This is a genomic window from Caballeronia sp. LZ029 (assembly GCF_031451275.1).
In the GTDB taxonomy this organism is placed as follows: Bacteria; Pseudomonadota; Gammaproteobacteria; order Burkholderiales; family Burkholderiaceae; genus Caballeronia; species Caballeronia jiangsuensis.
Map to the genome: position 1 here is coordinate 566,325 of NZ_JARUXO010000003.1, position 16,840 is coordinate 583,164.

14 protein-coding genes are annotated in these 16,840 nt (G+C 62.2%); 10 read left to right on the forward strand and 4 right to left on the reverse strand.

Annotated features, from left to right (window positions below; translation table 11 throughout):
* The first annotated feature begins 209 nt into the window (after window positions 1-209).
* From QCE73_RS21985 to QCE73_RS22020, 8 genes are all read left to right on the forward strand, one after another.
* Complete coding sequence (locus QCE73_RS21985) at window positions 210-1,949, forward strand: ATPase (protein WP_309883561.1); 1,740 nt, start codon at window positions 210-212, stop codon at window positions 1,947-1,949.
* A 181-nt stretch (window positions 1,950-2,130) separates the two neighbouring features.
* Window positions 2,131-3,441 (forward strand): MFS transporter, encoded by a 1,311-nt coding sequence (locus tag QCE73_RS21990; RefSeq protein WP_238210860.1) that lies wholly within the window; start codon window positions 2,131-2,133, stop codon window positions 3,439-3,441.
* Between the two features lie 2 nt (window positions 3,442-3,443).
* Window positions 3,444-4,511 carry a proline racemase family protein gene (locus QCE73_RS21995; RefSeq protein WP_309883562.1) on the forward strand — a complete coding sequence of 356 codons (1,068 nt, stop codon included), beginning with the start codon at window positions 3,444-3,446 and terminating at the stop codon, window positions 4,509-4,511.
* Entirely contained in the window at window positions 4,508-5,755 is a 1,248-nt protein-coding gene (locus QCE73_RS22000; RefSeq protein ID WP_309883563.1) for an FAD-dependent oxidoreductase, read from the forward strand. The genes QCE73_RS21995 and QCE73_RS22000 overlap by 4 nt, the downstream gene beginning before the upstream one ends.
* 15 nt (window positions 5,756-5,770) lie before the next feature.
* Window positions 5,771-6,673 carry a dihydrodipicolinate synthase family protein gene (locus QCE73_RS22005; protein ID WP_309883564.1) on the forward strand — a complete coding sequence of 301 codons (903 nt, stop codon included), beginning with the start codon at window positions 5,771-5,773 and terminating at the stop codon, window positions 6,671-6,673.
* Window positions 6,670-7,668 (forward strand): 4-hydroxyproline epimerase, encoded by a 999-nt coding sequence (locus QCE73_RS22010; protein WP_309883565.1) that lies wholly within the window; start codon window positions 6,670-6,672, stop codon window positions 7,666-7,668. Before QCE73_RS22005 ends, QCE73_RS22010 begins: the two co-directional genes overlap by 4 nt.
* A gap of 17 nt (window positions 7,669-7,685) precedes the next feature.
* Complete coding sequence (locus tag QCE73_RS22015; protein WP_309883566.1) at window positions 7,686-8,921, forward strand: amidohydrolase family protein; 1,236 nt, start codon at window positions 7,686-7,688, stop codon at window positions 8,919-8,921.
* A gap of 104 nt (window positions 8,922-9,025) precedes the next feature.
* Complete coding sequence (locus QCE73_RS22020; RefSeq protein WP_309883567.1) at window positions 9,026-9,715, forward strand: GntR family transcriptional regulator; 690 nt, start codon at window positions 9,026-9,028, stop codon at window positions 9,713-9,715.
* On the opposite strand, the gene QCE73_RS22025 is transcribed toward QCE73_RS22020, so the two are convergent.
* The 3 genes from QCE73_RS22025 to QCE73_RS22035 all read right to left on the reverse strand — a co-directional run bounded on the left by QCE73_RS22025 (window position 9,702) and on the right by QCE73_RS22035 (window position 12,426).
* On the reverse strand, window positions 9,702-10,136 hold the full coding sequence (locus QCE73_RS22025) for an aconitase X swivel domain-containing protein (protein ID WP_309883568.1): 435 nt from the start codon (window positions 10,134-10,136) through the stop codon (window positions 9,702-9,704). The two genes, QCE73_RS22020 and QCE73_RS22025, sit on opposite strands and share 14 nt — an antisense overlap.
* Window positions 10,123-11,376: an aconitase X catalytic domain-containing protein gene (locus QCE73_RS22030; protein WP_309883569.1), complete on the reverse strand. Its 1,254-nt coding sequence runs from the start codon at window positions 11,374-11,376 to the stop codon at window positions 10,123-10,125. Before QCE73_RS22030 ends, QCE73_RS22025 begins: the two co-directional genes overlap by 14 nt.
* A 66-nt stretch (window positions 11,377-11,442) precedes the next feature.
* Complete coding sequence (locus QCE73_RS22035) at window positions 11,443-12,426, reverse strand: glycosyltransferase family 2 protein (RefSeq protein ID WP_035504402.1); 984 nt, start codon at window positions 12,424-12,426, stop codon at window positions 11,443-11,445.
* Between the two features lie 368 nt (window positions 12,427-12,794).
* Here QCE73_RS22035 and fae point away from each other — a divergent pair, with 368 nt between their 5' ends.
* Both fae and katG read left to right on the forward strand, forming a co-directional pair.
* Entirely contained in the window at window positions 12,795-13,328 is a 534-nt protein-coding gene (fae, locus tag QCE73_RS22040; RefSeq protein WP_309883570.1) for a formaldehyde-activating enzyme, read from the forward strand.
* Window positions 13,329-13,750: 422 nt separating this feature from the next.
* A complete protein-coding gene (gene katG / locus QCE73_RS22045; RefSeq protein WP_035504407.1) occupies window positions 13,751-16,015 on the forward strand; it encodes a catalase/peroxidase HPI in 2,265 nt (754 codons plus the stop codon).
* A 59-nt stretch (window positions 16,016-16,074) separates the two neighbouring features.
* Here katG and QCE73_RS22050 read toward each other — a convergent pair whose 3' ends face one another.
* Window positions 16,075-16,830 (reverse strand): hypothetical protein, encoded by a 756-nt coding sequence (locus QCE73_RS22050; RefSeq protein WP_309883571.1) that lies wholly within the window; start codon window positions 16,828-16,830, stop codon window positions 16,075-16,077.
* Between the last annotated feature and the right edge of the window lie 10 nt (window positions 16,831-16,840).

A 16,840-nucleotide genomic window follows, 5' to 3' on the forward strand; every position in this document is an offset into this window, starting at 1 on the left:
GACCGCGGTCGGGCGATATCCATAACCGGCTGATAATCGCAATGACGCGTGCCAATCAATTGATTGTCGAAAAGCAGTGATACGCGCATTGACGAAAGAATACGAGCAATGTGGAAACATTCTGTAATGAACATTCCAATCTGATTACGTGTTGAAAATATACTTCTCCGACCGTGCGTGAGGACGCATGGGTCATAACGGAGAATAAGATGAAAAGGTTGAGGGGCCTGGCCCTTGCGTTACTATCAGGAATACTCATCAGTGGTTGCGGCGGAGCCGATTCGGGCACTGACGCTCTGAGTTCTGCGAGCAAGACTTCGGCCGAACAATCGGCGGCGCAGGATAAGGCCACGGCGAAGGGATATGCATTGTCGACTGTTATCTGGGATCGCGTTCCCATCGGCGTGTGCTGGGATTTGAACAACGCCGATTTCGCGCGGTATTCCTCGGAGCGCAACTGGACTCGCGGCGCGGTAGAGGAAACGTGGGAGCAGCATTCCGGAGTCGAATTCTCTGGTTGGCAGCAATGCACGAACGATCCGACCTTCTACGGCATACGGATTTCAGTCGAGGACATTGCCGGGAGCGCGCCGCACACCTGGGGTTTGGGCGCGACGCTGAACAATGCTCCGGGCGGGATGGCGCTCAATTTCACGTTCAATAACTGGAGCCCGAGTTGCCAGGGGCGCGAGGAATATTGCATTCGCCGGGTCGCCGCGCATGAATTCGGCCACGCACTGGGTTTTGCGCATGAGCAAAATCGGGCGGATACGCCGTCTTCGTGCATCGAGCCCGCGCAAGGCACAAGCGGCGACACTACGATCGGTGAGTGGGATCTCGCGTCGGTCATGAACTACTGCAACCCGAAATGGAATGGCGACGGCAAGCTTAGCGCCACCGATATCGAGATGGCGCAGAAGTTTTATGGGCCACCAGTACCCAAGGAAACCATCTACACGTTGACGCGCGCCCAAGCTCCAGCTCAGGTGATCGCATACGACTTCTCGACGCACGCAGTGAAGGCTTCGATCGATCTGACCTTGACGGGAGACTACAAGCAAGTCGACCAGATGTTCGCTAGCGCCGATGGCAAACGCCTCCACGTACTCCTGGAGAGAAGCACGACGTCGATTGATCTGGCAACCATCGATACCGCGACCAATGCGATCATTCGCGTCACCCCCATCGCTCCTCTGCTGACTACTTTCACCGGCTATTACCTGCAACCCGCTTACGATGGCAAGCAGGTCTACGTGTCGAACAAGAACAGAATTGCCGTCGTCGACACGGACTCGGGGCAACTGGTCAAGAACATCGTGGTCCCGGAAGGTTATAACGTGAGGCAGGTAAGGACGGCCAAGGACGATTCAGGAACCATCTACGCTCTGACATACGTCGTGTCCGGCGCGAAGATGCAGGTCCTCCGCATCGACACGACCAGCGGTTCAATCGTGCGTGCCTATCCGGTCGGGTCTGGGTCAAGCACAGTGAATAATGAGTTCGCAGTTACGCCAGACGCGAAGAAAGCCTATTTCGTCGGTTTCACTTCATTTACCGGCGAGGGCAGTTTGACGGAACTGGATCTGACGAACGGCAACACGCGTGTACTGGCGGACTTGCCAGAAAAGAAACCCAGATTCCTAACGACCATCAGCAACAACGAAATTCTTTTCGGCGACGATAACTACACGAGTCCGAGCCCGATCATTATCTATAACGCGATGAGCGGGAATAAGACGAACCTGATGGCGACGTCCAACTTGTTGGGCTATCTGCAATACGAACCGAGAACCAAGTCCATTCTTTTGGAAAGAAACGGCAACTGGTCCGTCAACCAGTTGCAGCCGCAGGCCGACGGAAGCTACAAGAACGTCAATCTTGGACTGAAGTCGTTCAGTAGCGGCCCGGCTTACGGCGGCGTCGCTCCGTTCGTGTTTATTTCGCGTTAAGCCTACGCGCGATTCATCGGGCGGTAGACGGAGCGGGCCTCGGACGTTTCGAGGCCTGTCCCTGCTCGATATTTCACAGGCAGCCGCTCAACCCCAATTTTGGATCCAAAATCCTTGATTCAATCTTAATATCGGCGCACAATCCCCCGGAACCGCACTCCATGCGACCGAGGGAGCCCCCATGACCGACCGCGCCAACGCTGTTGCGAACCCCTACGTTTCCAGCGAGTCACCGAAGACATCATCGAAATCCAGCCGCGCGGTCACCGCCGCCGTCGTCGGCAACATTCTCGAGTGGTTCGATTTCGGCACCTACGCGTTCCTCGCCACCGTCATCGCCAAAGTAATGTTCCCGACAGGCGACGACTTCGCCGCGATGCTCGGCACCTTCGGAGCGTTCGGCCTCGGCTTCGCCGCGCGTCCGCTCGGCGCGATCATCTTCGGCTGGCTCGGCGACAAGAAAGGCCGCAAGTGGACGCTCACCTTCGTCATGCCGCTGATGGCCGCCGCCACGCTCTTCATGGCGCTGCTGCCGACGTATGCATCCATCGGCATCATGGCGCCGATCCTGCTCGTCGCCGCGCGCATGTTGCAGGGCATATCCGTCGGCGGCGAACTGGGGAACGCGGTCGCGTTTCTCGTCGAATGGGCGCCGCCGAACAAGCGCGGTTTCTACGGCAGCTTCCAGCAATGCAGCACGCTCGGCGGCATGCTGCTCGGCTCCGGCGCGGCCGCGCTCATGACGACGCTGCTCAGCCAGGAAGCGCTGCTCGACTGGGGCTGGCGCGTGCCGTTCATCGTCGGTGCGATCGTGATCGGGCCGATCGGCTGGATCATCCGCAAGCGCAGCGAAGAGACGCCGGTGTACCAGAGCGCCAGCGACGAAGCGCCCAAGGCGAAGGGCCGCGCCCCCGCGCTGCTCGGCCTGCAGGCGTGCGGACTCGTGATCGTGTGGACGGTCTCGCTCTATGTCCTGCTCAACTACCTGCCGTCGTTCACGACGAAGTACGTCGGCATCCATTCGTCGACGGCGCTCTGGCTCAACACGGCGGGCCTCATCGTGATGACCGCATCGATTCCGTTCTGGGGCGCGGCTTCCGACCGCTTCGGCCGCAAGCCCATCTACACGATCGGTTGCATCGCGTTTCTCGTGCTGCCGTACCCGATCTTCCACCTGATGCTCGAATACAAATCGGCGGCGATCGTCGGCGCGGTGCAGGTGCTGGGCGGCGTGATCATCGGCATCTTCTCGGGCGTCGGGCCGGCCGTGCTGTCCGAACTCTTTCCGACGAAAATCCGCACGACGTGGATGTCGATCGGCTACGGCATCGCCAACGCGGTGTTCGGCGGTTTCGCGCCGATGATCTCCATCGCGCTCATCAAGGCGACGGGCTCGCCGCTCTCGCCCGCGTACTTCGTGATGCTCGCCGCGCTGCTTTCGACGATCACGGTCTTCACCATCAAGGAGACGGCGCACGCGCCGCTGCAATAAACATGCGCTGGAATCGAACGCTCACAGTAGTGAACTGCCACGCCGAAGGCGAAGTCGGCAACGTGGTGACGGGCGGCGTTTTCGACGTGCCCGGCGCGACCATGTTCGACAAGATGATGCATCTGGAAGAAGTGCGCGACGACCTGCGCCGCATCTGCATCTTCGAGCCGCGCGGCTCGGCCAATCAGACCGTGAACTTCCTGCTGCCCGCGACCGATCCGCGCGCGCAAATGGGCTACGTGATCGCGGAATCGACCGAGTATCCGGCGATGTCCGGCTCGAACACGATGTGCGTCGCCACCGTGCTGCTCGAAACCGGCATCCTGCCGATGGTCGAGCCCGTCACCGAACTCGTGCTCGAAGCGCCGGCGGGGCTGATCCATCTGCGCTGCGCGTGCGCGAACGGCAAGGTCACGAAGGTCGAGTTCACGAATCAGCCCGCATTCGCCAATCATCTCGACAGAACGATCGAGGTCGAAGGCGTCGGCAGCCTGAGCGTGGATGTCGGATATGGCGGCATGACGTACGTGATCGTCGATGCGCAAAAGCTCGGCTTTCAGATCACGCCCGACGAAGCGCGCGAGTTGTGCGAACTCGGGCAGGTCATCAAGGCCGCGGCGGCGGCGCAGTTGCCTTCGCCACATCCGTTGAATCCGCTCATCAAGGGCATCACGATGACCGAGTTCGTCGGGCCGCTGTCGCGCGAAAACGGCGTGCTGAAGTCGCGCAACACGGTGATCGTGTCGCCGGGGCGCTGCGACCGTTCGCCGTGCGGCACGGGCACCTCGGCGCGGCTCGCGGTGATGCATGCGAAAGGGCTGATCGACGTGGGCGAGACCTTCCTGCACGAGTCGATCATCGGGTCGGTGTTCGAAAGCCGTATCGATTCGGTCACGCGCCTGGGCGACGTTCCGGCGGTCGTGCCGGTCGTTGCGGGTCAGGCGTGGATCACCGCGATTTCGCAGGTCGGCGTCGATCCGACCGATCGCTTTCAGACCGGCTTCACGCTCGCGGATACCTGGTGCGAAGCCGTCGACGACAAGCTCATCAAGTCGCGTGCCGGCTCATGAGCGTGGCGGATGAAGACATGGCGGACGTCGTCGTGATCGGCGCGGGCATCGTGGGACTGGCGGTTGCATGGGCCGCGCTGCGCGACGGCGCGCGCGTGATCGTGGTCGATCGCGATTTCGAAGGCGATCGCGCATCGCATGGCAACGCGGGCGGCATCGCGGTGACGGAGAGCACGCCGATTGCCGTGCACGGCATGTTCACGAAGGTCGCCAAATGGCTGATGGACCCGCTCGGGCCGCTCGCGCTCGACTGGAAGCATCTGCCGAAGGCGCTGCCGTGGTTGATGGCGTTTCGCCGCGCGAGCGAGCCGGACCGCTATCAGGCGATCTCCCATGCGCTCGCGTTGCTGAACAACCGCGTCTACGACGACATCCTGCCGATGTTCGACGATATCGGCGCAAGCGCGATGCATTATCGCCGTGGCGCGCTGACGGTCTATGAAACCGACGAAGCCTTCGCCGCCGATCAGCCCGAATGGGCGTTCAAGCGCGAACTGGGCGCGCGCTGGCATGCGCTGAACGCGCAGCAGGTGCGCGAATGCGAGCCGTCGCTCGCGCCGGTGTTCAGACATGGCGTGTTTCTCGACGACTGGTCGCATATCGGCGATCCGCGCCGCATCGTCACGCTTTTGCGCGAGCGCGTGCGTGCGCTCGGCGCGCGCTTCGTGACGGGCAGCGCGCGGGCGATCGAGTCATCGGATGCGGTCTTGCTGGCGGACGGCAACCGCGTGAAAGGACGACGCATCGTGATCGCGGCGGGCGCGTGGTCGGCGGCGCTGGCGAAATCCATCGGCGATAGCGTCTTGCTCGAAAGCGAGCGCGGCTATAACGCGACGCTGCCGAAGCACGGCGTCGCACTGACGCGTGAAGTGATCTTCGCGGAGCGCAAGTTCGTCGCGACGCCGCTCGATGTGGGCTTGCGCATCGGCGGCGCGGCCGAGTTCGCGGGACTCGATGCGCCGCCGAACTATCGCCGCAGCGATGCGTTGCTCACGCTCGGCAAGCGTTTCATTCCCGGCATCGACGATACGGGCGCGGCGAAATGGATGGGCCATCGTCCCGCGACGCCCGATTCGCTGCCGGTGATCGGCGCATCGCCGCGCATGCCGTCGGTTGTCTATGCATTCGGTCACGGGCATCTCGGCCTCACGCAATCGGCGACGACCGCCGCGCTCGTCGCCGATGTGCTCGCGGGCCGCGCACCGCGCATACCGCTCGGTCCGTATTCGATCGCGCGTTTCTAAACTGAAGGAGCAACCATGCAAGTGAACTGGAAAGGCGTATTTCCCGCCGTCACGACGAAGCTCAAACAAGACGGCTCGCTCGACCGCGATGCCATCGTGAGCGGCCTGAACCGTCTGATCGATAGCGGCGTCGGCGGCGTTGTGATGATGGGCATGGTCGGCGAGAACGCGCAGCTCACGCCCGAGGAAAAGCGCACCGTGCTGAAAATCGCGGTCGAAACGGTGAACGGGCGCGTGCCTGTCATCTCCGGTCTTGCGGAACTGAACACGGCCAACGCGATGCAATTTGCCAAGGACGCTGAAGCGATCGGCGTGCAGGGCCTGATGGTGTTTCCGGGTCTCACGTATCGCTCGGACGATCGCGAGACCGTCGAATACTATCGGTCGATCGCGCGCTCGACGAAGCTCGGCCTGATGATCTACAACAATCCGCGCGGCTATGGCGTCGACATGCGTCCCGACCTGCTCGCGCAACTCGCCGATGAACCGAACGTCGTCGCGATCAAGGAAGAGACCTATGACACGACGCGCGTCACCGATCTCTACGCGCGCTTCGGCGAGCGCTTCGTCGTGTTCTGCGGCGTCGACGATCTGATCGTCGAATCCGTCGCGCTCGGCGTGAAGGGCTGGGTCTCGGGCATGGCGAACGCGATGCCCAAGGAATCCGTCGACCTGCTTAACTATGCGGTCGATGGCGATTACGACAAGGCGCGCGCTTTGTACCGCGCATTGATCGACCTGTTCCATCTCGACACGCATGTGAAGCTCGTGCAATACATCAAGCTCGCGGAAAACATCACGGCGGGCTATCCGGAATATGTGAAGGCGCCGCGCCTGATGCTCGAAGGCGATGAGCGGCGGCGGACCATCGAGATCGTCGAGAAGGCGATCGCGAACGTGCAGGCGCTCGCGCGATGAAATCCACGTTCTTCTGCATCGACGGCCACACGTGCGGCAATCCGGTGCGCGTCGTCGCGGGCGGCGCGCCGGTGCTCGAAGGCGCGAACATGATCGAGCTCCGCGCGCACTTCCTGCGCGAGTTCGACTGGATTCGCACCGCGCTCATGTTCGAGCCGCGCGGTCACGAAGTGATGTCCGGCAGCATCCTCTATCCGCCGACGCGCCCCGATTGCGATCTCGCGATTCTTTTCATCGAAGTGAGCGGCTGCCTGCCGATGTGCGGGCACGGCACCATCGGCACGGTGACGACCGCCATCGAACACGGACTCGTGCGGCCGCGCGAGCCGGGCGTGTTGCGGCTCGATACGCCCGCGGGTGTCGTCGTCGCGCGTTATCGGATGAACGGCGAGCATGTGGATTCGGTGCAACTCGTCAACGTGCCGTCGTTTCTGCATTCGCGGGACTTGTCCGTCGATGTCGAAGGACTCGGCGAGATTCATTTCGATGTCGCGTACGGCGGCAACTTCTATGCAATCGTGGAACCGCAGCGCAACTATGAAGGACTGCACGCGCTGAAGCCTTCCGACATTCAGCGCCTGAGTCCCGCGCTGCGCCAGAAGGCGAACGAGAAGTACACGTTCGTACATCCGGAAAGCGACGCGATACGCGGCCTCAGCCACGTCATGTGGACGGGCGAGCCGACGGTCGAAGGCGCGAGCGCGCGCAACGCGGTGTTTTACGGCGACAAGGCCATCGATCGTTCGCCGTGCGGCACGGGCACGTCGGCGCGCATGGCGCAGCGCGTCGCGAAGGGGCAGTTGAAGATCGGCGAGCGCTTCGTGCATGAGAGCATCATCGGCACCTTGTTCGAGGGCGTGCCGATGGAAGCGGCGCGCGTCGGCGAGTTCGACGCCATCGTGCCGGGCATAGAAGGCTGGGCGCGCGTGACCGGCCACAACACGATTTTCGTCGATGACCGCGATCCGCTCGCGCACGGATTCCTGCTGAAATAACCGGGAGAGATCAAGCCATGCTGATTCTGAAAAACGCCCGCGTGCTCGACGCCGATCACGAGCGCGACGACGGCCGCTATTCCATCGTCATCGATGGCGACACGATTCGCGAGGTCACGCGCGAGCCGGTGGAGGCGAGCGGCGCGCAGGTGATCGATGTCGGCGGCAAGACGGTGATGCCCGGCATGATCGATTGCCACGTGCATGTGATCGCATCGGTCGCGCACCTCGGCAACAACAGCCGATTGCCGAATACGTTCGCCGTGCTGCGCGCCGTGCCGATTCTCGCGGGCATGTTGCATCGCGGCTTCACGACCGTGCGCGATGCGGGCGGCGCGGATTACGCGCTCTCGCGTGCGATCGAAGACGGCGTGATCGCGGGGCCGCGTTTGTTCGTCGCGGGCAAGGCGCTTTCGCAGACCGGCGGCCACGGCGATTTTCGCGAGCGCTTCGACAATTCCGACCCGGACCCGTGCGGCTGCAATCGCAACATGGGCGCGATCGGGCGCGTGGTCGATGGTGTCGATGAAATGCGCAAAGCCGTGCGCGAGGAAATGCGCGCGGGCGCGAATCACATCAAGATCATGGCGTCGGGCGGCGTGGCTTCGCCGACCGATCCTATCGGCAACCTGCAATTCTCAGTCGATGAAGTGAAGGCCGCCGTCGAGGAAGCGGAATCGCATCAGACCTATGTGATGGCGCACGCCTACACGGCGAAGGCGATTGCGCGCGTCGTGAAACTCGGCGTGCGCACGATCGAGCACGGCAATCTGATCGACGACGACACCGCGCGCGTGATGGCCGAACACGGCGCATACGCGGTGCCGACGCTCGTCACGTATGACGCGATGTCGAAAGTCGGCGCGCAGATGGGCCTCGCGAAAGACACGCTCGACAAGAACGAGTCGGTGCGCAAGCGCGGACTCGAAGCACTCGCGATGCTGCACGCGCGCGGCGTGAAGATTGGCCTCGGCACGGATCTGCTCGGCGACATGCATCAGTATCAGAGCGATGAGCTTTCGATACGCGCGGATATCGTCGGCGCATTCGAGGCGATTCGTCAGGCGACGGCGCTCGGCGCGGAGATCGTGAACATGAAGGGCAAACTCGGCGTCGTCGCGGCGGGTGCTTACGCGGATTTGCTCGTCGTCGATGGCGATCCGCTGAAGGATATTCGCGTGCTCACAGGGCAGGGCGAGCGCATCGCGGGCGTGATGAAGAAGGGCGCGTGGGTGCGGGAGACGTTGCGCTGAACCTGCATCCCCCAAGGGGATTTCCTACGGTTCGCCCCTTGCAGGGGCTCCCTTCGGGGCATGCTACGATGCCGCAACACTACCGATAAGCGCTATAGAAGCACATGCCTCCCGTCGCCACAAAACAAGGCCCAACCGATTCGACGCACAGGATCGTGCGCACGACGACGGTCGAACTCGTCACCACGGCGATCCGGCAACGCATCCTTTCCGGCGATCTCGCGCCCGGCGAAGTGCTGCGTCAGGAAGCGCTCGCCGACGAACTCGGCGTGAGCCGCGTGCCGATCCGCGAGGCGATCACGCGGCTCACCGGCGAAGGCTTGCTGACGAAGGTGCCGCACAAGGGCGCGTATGTCGCGGAGTTGTCGATAGAAGAAGTGCAGGAGACATTCGAGATTCGCTTGCGGCTGGAGCCCTGGCTCTTTTCGCAGGCGATTCCGCATATCACCGATGCCGAAATCGCGAAGGCCGAGAAGCTCGTCGGCGAAATGGATGACGCGGATTCGGGCGTGTGGGGTCAACTGAACTGGCGTCTGCACGAAACGCTTTATCTGCCCGCGCGGCGCGACATCACGTTGCAGATGCTGCGCGGACTGCACGATCGCAGCGACCGCTATTTCCGCTTTCAGGTCGTGCAGGTGCCGATCCGCGAACAGTCGCACGAAGAGCACATGAGCCTGATCGACGCATGCAGAAAGCGCGACGCGAAGCTCGGCGCGAAGCTGCTCGAACAGCACGTGAAGACGGCGGGGCAGCAGATCATCTCGGTGGTCGGGACGATCATGGCGCGATGAGGCGCACGTTCGCGGGCAGCGTCGCATCGCGGGCATCGATCTCGATGTGAGCATCGGCGGTGGCGATCTGCACGAACGTGGCTTCATCGACCATCACGACCGGCACGTCGGACGCATACAGTTCGTTCGCAACGATCGCGCCTATCGACAGGATCAGATCGCGCTCCGTGAGCACGATGCCCGCCGGGCCCGTGCCGTTGCGCAACGCTTCGGCGAGCACGCTGCTGCTCGAACTCGATCCGCGCGCACGCGGCATCACGAGTATGCGCGACGCGAGGCTCTTGCCATGACCGGCGTGCGTGGCATCGACGATCACGCCGCGTTCGGCATCGTAACCGCCCCAAAAACTGAGCGGCGGCAACGCGATGCCCGCGGCGCGCGCGCGGCCTGGGACGAGTGTGACGGCCTCAAACGTTTTCATCGATGCACACCTTTCCTTCGAAAGCCGATCGCACGCATTCGCTCATGCTGCCGAACGCGACCGTCACGCCGATGTTCGCCGGTGCGTAATGCGCCCATTTGCCCGAGTTGGTCATCACGAGGCCGCTGACCTGCTTCATCACCGGCGTGATGTACGTGCAGGTATCCACGACGATCTGCACGCCGCGTTCAGCCAGCGTCTTCGCGATGCCTTCCTCTTCGAGTTGCCAGAGCACGAAGCGGCTCGTGTTCACATAGACATCGCAACGCGGCGCGCCTTCGTGACGATCGAAGAGCGACGCGAGCGTGCGGAATTCATCGACGGAAAAGTGCGGCGTGCCGAGCGCGACGGCGGCGAGCGCATCGCCGGGCTTCGCATGGCTCCAGCGCTTGCGCACGGCATGCAGGTCCGAGGCGCTGACCGCGATGGTGCGCTCGGGCGCTTGCCCTTGAAGCGCGGCATCGAGCGTCGCGGCTTCCGGCGTGATGCCGACCGCATGAAAGAGCGCCACCGATCCGCTCGATGCCGCCGCCGCGCCGAGCGCCTTCAGTTCGTCTTCGGTGGTGTCGCCGGGCAGACCCGTGATGGCGGCGACCGTCGCGCCGACCTCGCTGCCGAGCAGGAAGCCGAGCGCGGCAAAATCGGCATCGCGATGCGGCGACGCGCGCAATTCGGGCGCTGCGATCACGATGCGCGCCGCGCGATTCGCCGCGACATGCAGGCCCGCGTTCGGCACGCGCCCGGTGATCGCGGCGGCGAGATCGAGGAAATCGCCGTAGCGGCTCGTGCGCGCGCCGAGCACGGAGTTGGCGAAGACGATCGCGTTCGATTCGGCCCACGCGATCTGATCGCCCAGCTTCGGACGATGCTTCAACTGATAAGGCGCGCACGTGAAGCTTGCTTCGCAGCCGAGTTCGATATGCGCCTCCATCAGCCGCTTGCCCGCGCTCGCGATGTGCGCATCGCCATGAAACAGCTCGGGATGGATGAGATCGAGCGAGCCGACATTGAGCGTGGTCGGCACGGCGACCTTCGCGCCGCTCGCGACGAAGCGCTCGACGAAGTCGAGGCTCGCCGCGCCGTGATACAGGCAACCGTCGATATGCGCGGACGAGATGTCGATGAGCGTATCGGCATCCATGACGCGCGCCGTCGCCGCGACGATGCGCATCGCGAGCGCGAGGCCATCGCCGAGATCGCCTTCGAGCATCGCGGTGTCGCGTGGGGAAAGAGTGAGCATCGGTCCGATCATGCAGCGCTGAGAAATGACAGCGCAGGATAACGGATCGGCTCGATGCTGTGCGGACTACCTTCGTCCGAACCGGCGCACGAAGCAATAGAAAATCCACGGATGGATTTTCAGCATCGCCATTACGATGGACAGCTTCGGCCGATGATCCGAACACATGCCGAGCAGATGGGCGAGGCGAAGTTTGTCCGAAACGCTGAGCAGGATCGGTTTCGCCAGCCGATATGTCGGCGCCTTGATTGCCGCCTGAAACGCGATTGTCCGGTAGGCGTAGATATATTTCAGCCTGAAGAGCAAACGCCTGTAATTGGGTATCGGCATCGACGCCGTGATTTTCTCCACCCGATCGATAATGGCAAAAAGATCCACGATCTTCGGATTGAAACGTGTCGAAATTCCCGATTCCCGATACATGTACGCATACAAAGTGTCAGGAATGAGGCGCACCGTCTTCGATTTACCGAGCGTCTGAACCGATACGCAAATATCTTCGTAAATCAGTCCGGTCGGATGCTCGACCGAAAGGAAGATGGACCGGCGCACGAGCTTGTTGCAGCAATAGGCCTGAAGGGAAAGATCGAGGATTTTCTCGACGGCCTGCACGCCGGTGATGATTTCGTCTCCGGTTTCGACGCGGTAATTGATCTTGCCATCGGGCGTGAGGTTTTCCGCGGCGAACACCACGACGTCGGCATTGTGTTTGTCGGCTTCGTCGATCACGCGGCGGATGAGATCGTGATGAACGTGATCATCGCTGTCCACGCACAGAACGTATTCGCCGCGCGCCGCCAGTGCGGCGATCTTGCGGGTTTCGGCGAGTCCCTTGTTCTCGAGATTCTTAATAAGCTTCCACGGAATTCTGTTTTGCTTCTCCAGAATGCGGGAAGTCATTTCACCAGATCGATCAGGACTGCTGTCGTCAACGGCGATTATTTCGAAGTCAGTGGATGTTTGTGACAAGAGTGAGTCGAGGCATTCTTCGATGTACGGCTCAACTTTGTACACAGGCAGCAGGACACTGATTTTGGGCGGTGCGTGCATGTATGTGTATCCCAGCTTCGGGATTTTTTTGAGGAGAACGATAAGTGCCCCAGGGATTCTACAAGCTGAGTCTCATGTCGGTATTAGGGTCATTGACTATTGCCATTGGAATCTAAGGGTTATTCAGGAGTATTTTCCTTATCGAAATGGTCTTCGCCCTGTACTTAATACTTAAGGCATCCTCTTTTTCGCCGATATTGACCTGCTTCGAGCACGAGGCGGTCAAATGAACACAGTGTGTCAGGAATTGTGAGCAGGTTGTCGCCGCAAGCGTCGTCTCGGTTATGTTTGCGGTGATGGCATCGTCCTTGCGTGCGCGTGTCCCCTCGGTCTGGGAACCATCGTTCAGCCTTTAAAGGAGAGTGCTCATGAGTCTCGATCTGACGTTTCGCGCAGGCGAAGCAACCGTGCTGGCCGCAGCGGGGCAGGCGACCGATGCGATGCCGGAAATCCTGATCGGCCGTGTCGATGGGCCTGTCGGCCACGCGTTCGCCAACATGATGGCGCAGTCGAAAGGACATACGGCGATGTTCGCGATTCGCGCGTGCAACCAGATGGTCCGCCCCGCCACGATGATCGTCCCGAAGGTCACGCTGAAGGACATGGCGAACATCGATCTCTTCGGCGGCGTGGTGCAGTCCGCGACCGCCGACGCCGTCGTCGATTGTTTGATCGAAGGCATCCTGCCGAAGGATCAGGCCAACGAGTTGTGCATCATCAGCCTCGTGTGGATCGATCCGCGTTGCGCAACCGATGCCAACCTCGACAAGAAGGACATGTATCGAACGAACTACGAGGCGACGAAACTCGCCATTCAACGCGCGATGAGCAACGAGCCGAGCGTGGCGGAACTCATCGCGAATCGTCACAGCATCAAGCACGACATGGACGACTGGAGCTGAGGCCGGCTTCCCGATCGAGATGCTCAGGTGTACGGGAGAATCGGCGCGTCAGATCGACGACCTCGCGCGCTCGTCGCCTGCCGAGCGCGCGAGACGCTGCTAGACTGAACATCCGTGCCGAATAGCGCGAACTGCGCGCATACCCGATCATGCACTGCAACATGCGTTGGCGCATCGCAGCAGCACTGTCTCTCTATAGCCGTCCCCTATCGGCGGCATTGCAAAAATCGCATTCTATTGAGCGTCGCTCTCACGTATTTTCTAAGTTGAGGAGGGCGGCCGGACGCGTCGCGCACGCCCGATGCAGGCCACGAAATCCCGTATCGGATCAGGTTTGTGCAGCACGGAAAAACCATGAACCTGAAGCCTTGGTGGTGAGTAGTAAAAGAACTAGTGGGTACGTCCTCGCAAGGAGATAACGCATGTCGAACGAATCGAAGTGCCCGTTTACGCATGCTGCCGGCACCGGAACGACGAACCGTGACTGGTGGCCGCGGCAACTACGGGTGGATCTGTTGAATCAGCATTCCGGCAAGTCGAATCCGCTCGAATCGGGCTTCGACTACGCCGCAGCTTTCAAAAGCCTCGATCTCGCCGCGGTCAAGAAGGACCTCGCGGAAGTCATGACCGATTCGAAGGACTGGTGGCCCGCCGACTTCGGCCATTACGGTCCGCTATTCATCCGCATGGCGTGGCATAGCGCGGGCACCTACCGCATCGGCGATGGCAGGGGAGGCGGTGGCCGCGGCCAGCAACGCTTTGCGCCGCTCAACAGCTGGCCGGACAACGTGAGCCTCGACAAGGCGCGCCGGCTGCTTTGGCCGGTGAAGCAGAAGTACGGCCAGAAGCTCTCCTGGGCCGATCTGATCATTCTGTCCGGCAATGTCGCGCTGGAGACGATGGGCTTCAAGACCTTCGGCTTCGCGGGCGGACGCGAGGACACATGGGAGCCGGATCAGGACGTCTACTGGGGCAATGAGAAGACCTGGCTCGGCGGCGATGTCCGCTACGGCAAGGGCGCGGCGGGCAACGACCAGGATCAGGGCGTGATCACCGCCGACGTGGAGAAGCACGGCGAGGAAGTCAGCCGCACCGATGGCGGCCGCAATCTGGAGAACCCGCTCGGCGCGGTGCAGATGGGTCTGATCTATGTCAATCCGGAAGGCCCGGACGGCAATCCCGATCCGCTCGCGGCGGCGCACGACATCCGCGAGACGTTCGCGCGCATGGCGATGAACGACGAGGAAACCGTCGCGCTGATCGCGGGCGGGCACACCTTCGGCAAGACGCACGGCGCGGGTCCGGCGGATAACGTCGGTCCCGAACCGGAATCGGCGGATCTGGAAAACATGGGCCTCGGCTGGAAAAACAGCTTCGGCTCCGGCAAGGGCGCGGACACGATCACGAGCGGCCTCGAAGTCACCTGGACCACGACTCCGACGAAGTGGGGCCAGGGGTTCTGGGAGAACCTGTTCGGTTACGAATGGGAGCTGACCAAGAGCCCGGCGGGCGCGAATCAATGGGTCGCGAAGGATTCGACCGAAACCGTTCCGCACGCGCACGATGCGTCGAAGAAGATCAAGCCGACCATGCTGACGACGGACCTGTCGCTACGGTTCGATCCGGAATACGCGAAGATTTCGAAGCGTTTCTGGGAGAACCCCGACCAGTTCGCCGACGCCTTCGCCCGTGCGTGGTTCAAGCTGACGCACCGCGACATGGGACCGAAGGCGCGCTATCTCGGACCGGAAGTGCCGCAGGAAGAACTGCTGTGGCAGGACCCGATTCCCGCGGTCGATCATCCGCTCGTCGGCGATGACGATGTCGCGGCGCTCAAGCAGAAAGTGCTGGCGTCGGGGCTGTCTGTTTCCGAGCTGGCATCGGCGGCGTGGGCATCGGCATCGACGTTCCGTGGCTCCGACAAGCGCGGCGGCGCGAACGGCGCGCGCGTGCGCCTGGCGCCGCAGAAAGACTGGGAAGCGAACGATCCCGAGCAACTCGGCAAGGTGCTGACGGCGCTCGAAGGCATCCAGAAGGAGTTCAACGGCGCGCAATCCGGCGGCAAGAAGATTTCGCTCGCCGATCTGATCGTGCTGGCGGGTGGCGCGGCGATCGAAAAGGCAGCGGAGAAGGCGGGCAAGAAGGTCACGGTGCCGTTCACGCCGGGCCGCATGGACGCCACGCAGGACAAGACGGACGTGCAGTCGGTCTCGGCGCTCGAACCGGTCGCCGATGGCTTCCGCAACTACGTCAAGTCCAACGTGCGCGTGCCCGTCGAATCGTTGCTGATCGACAAGGCGCAATTGCTGACGCTGACGGCGCCGGAGATGACGGCGCTCATCGGCGGTTTGCGCGCGCTGAACGTGTCGAGCGCAAAGAGCGCGCACGGCGTCTTCACCGACAAGCCCGAAACGCTCACCAACGACTTCTTCGTCAACCTGCTCGACATGGACACGGAGTGGCAGCCGATGTCGTCGGCCCGCGATGTGTTCGAAGGGCGCGATCGCAAGACGGGGCAGCGCAAGTGGACGGGCAGCCGCGTCGATCTGATCTTCGGCTCGCATTCGGTGTTGCGCGCGCTCGCCGAGGTCTATGCGAGCAGCGACGGGCAGGAGAAGTTCGTCGATGACTTCGTCGCGGCCTGGACGAAGGTGATGAATCTCGATCGCTTCGATCTGAAGAAGTAAGCAGCAGCACCGGCGCAAGCGGCGGTCCTTCGGGACCGCCGTTTTTTTTGCCGACGTTTTCAGTGCGCCACGCGTGCGGGCCGCTGCTTGAACAGAAAACCGCACACGACGATGAACATCACGAGCGCGATCGACGCGCCGTAGCGGCTCATCGCGAGTCCGCCATGCGCGACCGGCTTGTCGAGAAAATCGCCGACCACCGCGCCGAGCGGCCGCGTCAGAATGAACGCGCCCCAGAACAGCACCGTGCGCGACACCTCCGTGAAGTAATACAGAAGCACGATCGCCAGCAGCAGGCCGCCGAAGATCATCGCCGCGCCCGTATAGCCGAAACCCGCGCTGTCGGCGGTCCAGTCGCCGAGCGCGGTGCCGAGCGTCTGCGAGAACATGATCGTCAGCCAGTAGAACGCTTCGGCTTTCGGCGATGCGATCGTCGATACCGAGACCGAGCCCATCGTGCGATACCACACCGCGAGCGATGTCAGCAGCAGCGCAAGGAGGATCGCGCTTCCGCCCGCATAGCCGATGCCGAGCGAGCGGTCGGCGAAGTCGGCGAGCGTGGTGCCGACCGTCGTCGTCGCGATGATCGTGATCCAGTAGAGCGCGGGCTGGAATCTGTCCGCTTTGATCTGAGCAATCACCGCGACGGCGAACACGGCCGCGAAAATGAACGTGCTCATCAGATAGCCGAGATTCATCGACATCGAGAGGGCGTCGCCGCCGGTTTCGCCGAGCGTGGTCGCCGCGATCTTGATGATCCAGAATGCCAGGGTCAGTTCCGGAACCTTGGCGAGCGCATGTTTTGCGTGGTCCATGTCGTCTCTC

Coding starts and splice junctions, on each gene's coding strand:
- fae (WP_309883570.1), top strand. CDS start 12,795: ATGAGTCTCGATCTGACGTTTCGCGCAGGCGAAGCAACCGTGCTGGCC.
- QCE73_RS22030 (WP_309883569.1), bottom strand. CDS start 11,376: ATGCTCACTCTTTCCCCACGCGACACCGCGATGCTCGAAGGCGATCTC.
- QCE73_RS22035 (WP_035504402.1), bottom strand. CDS start 12,426: ATGCACGCACCGCCCAAAATCAGTGTCCTGCTGCCTGTGTACAAAGTT.
- QCE73_RS21985 (WP_309883561.1), top strand. CDS start 210: ATGAAAAGGTTGAGGGGCCTGGCCCTTGCGTTACTATCAGGAATACTC.
- QCE73_RS22020 (WP_309883567.1), top strand. CDS start 9,026: ATGCCTCCCGTCGCCACAAAACAAGGCCCAACCGATTCGACGCACAGG.
- QCE73_RS22000 (WP_309883563.1), top strand. CDS start 4,508: ATGAGCGTGGCGGATGAAGACATGGCGGACGTCGTCGTGATCGGCGCG.
- QCE73_RS22005 (WP_309883564.1), top strand. CDS start 5,771: ATGCAAGTGAACTGGAAAGGCGTATTTCCCGCCGTCACGACGAAGCTC.
- QCE73_RS22015 (WP_309883566.1), top strand. CDS start 7,686: ATGCTGATTCTGAAAAACGCCCGCGTGCTCGACGCCGATCACGAGCGC.
- QCE73_RS22025 (WP_309883568.1), bottom strand. CDS start 10,136: ATGAAAACGTTTGAGGCCGTCACACTCGTCCCAGGCCGCGCGCGCGCC.
- QCE73_RS22050 (WP_309883571.1), bottom strand. CDS start 16,830: ATGGACCACGCAAAACATGCGCTCGCCAAGGTTCCGGAACTGACCCTG.
- QCE73_RS21990 (WP_238210860.1), top strand. CDS start 2,131: ATGACCGACCGCGCCAACGCTGTTGCGAACCCCTACGTTTCCAGCGAG.
- QCE73_RS21995 (WP_309883562.1), top strand. CDS start 3,444: ATGCGCTGGAATCGAACGCTCACAGTAGTGAACTGCCACGCCGAAGGC.
- katG (WP_035504407.1), top strand. CDS start 13,751: ATGTCGAACGAATCGAAGTGCCCGTTTACGCATGCTGCCGGCACCGGA.
- QCE73_RS22010 (WP_309883565.1), top strand. CDS start 6,670: ATGAAATCCACGTTCTTCTGCATCGACGGCCACACGTGCGGCAATCCG.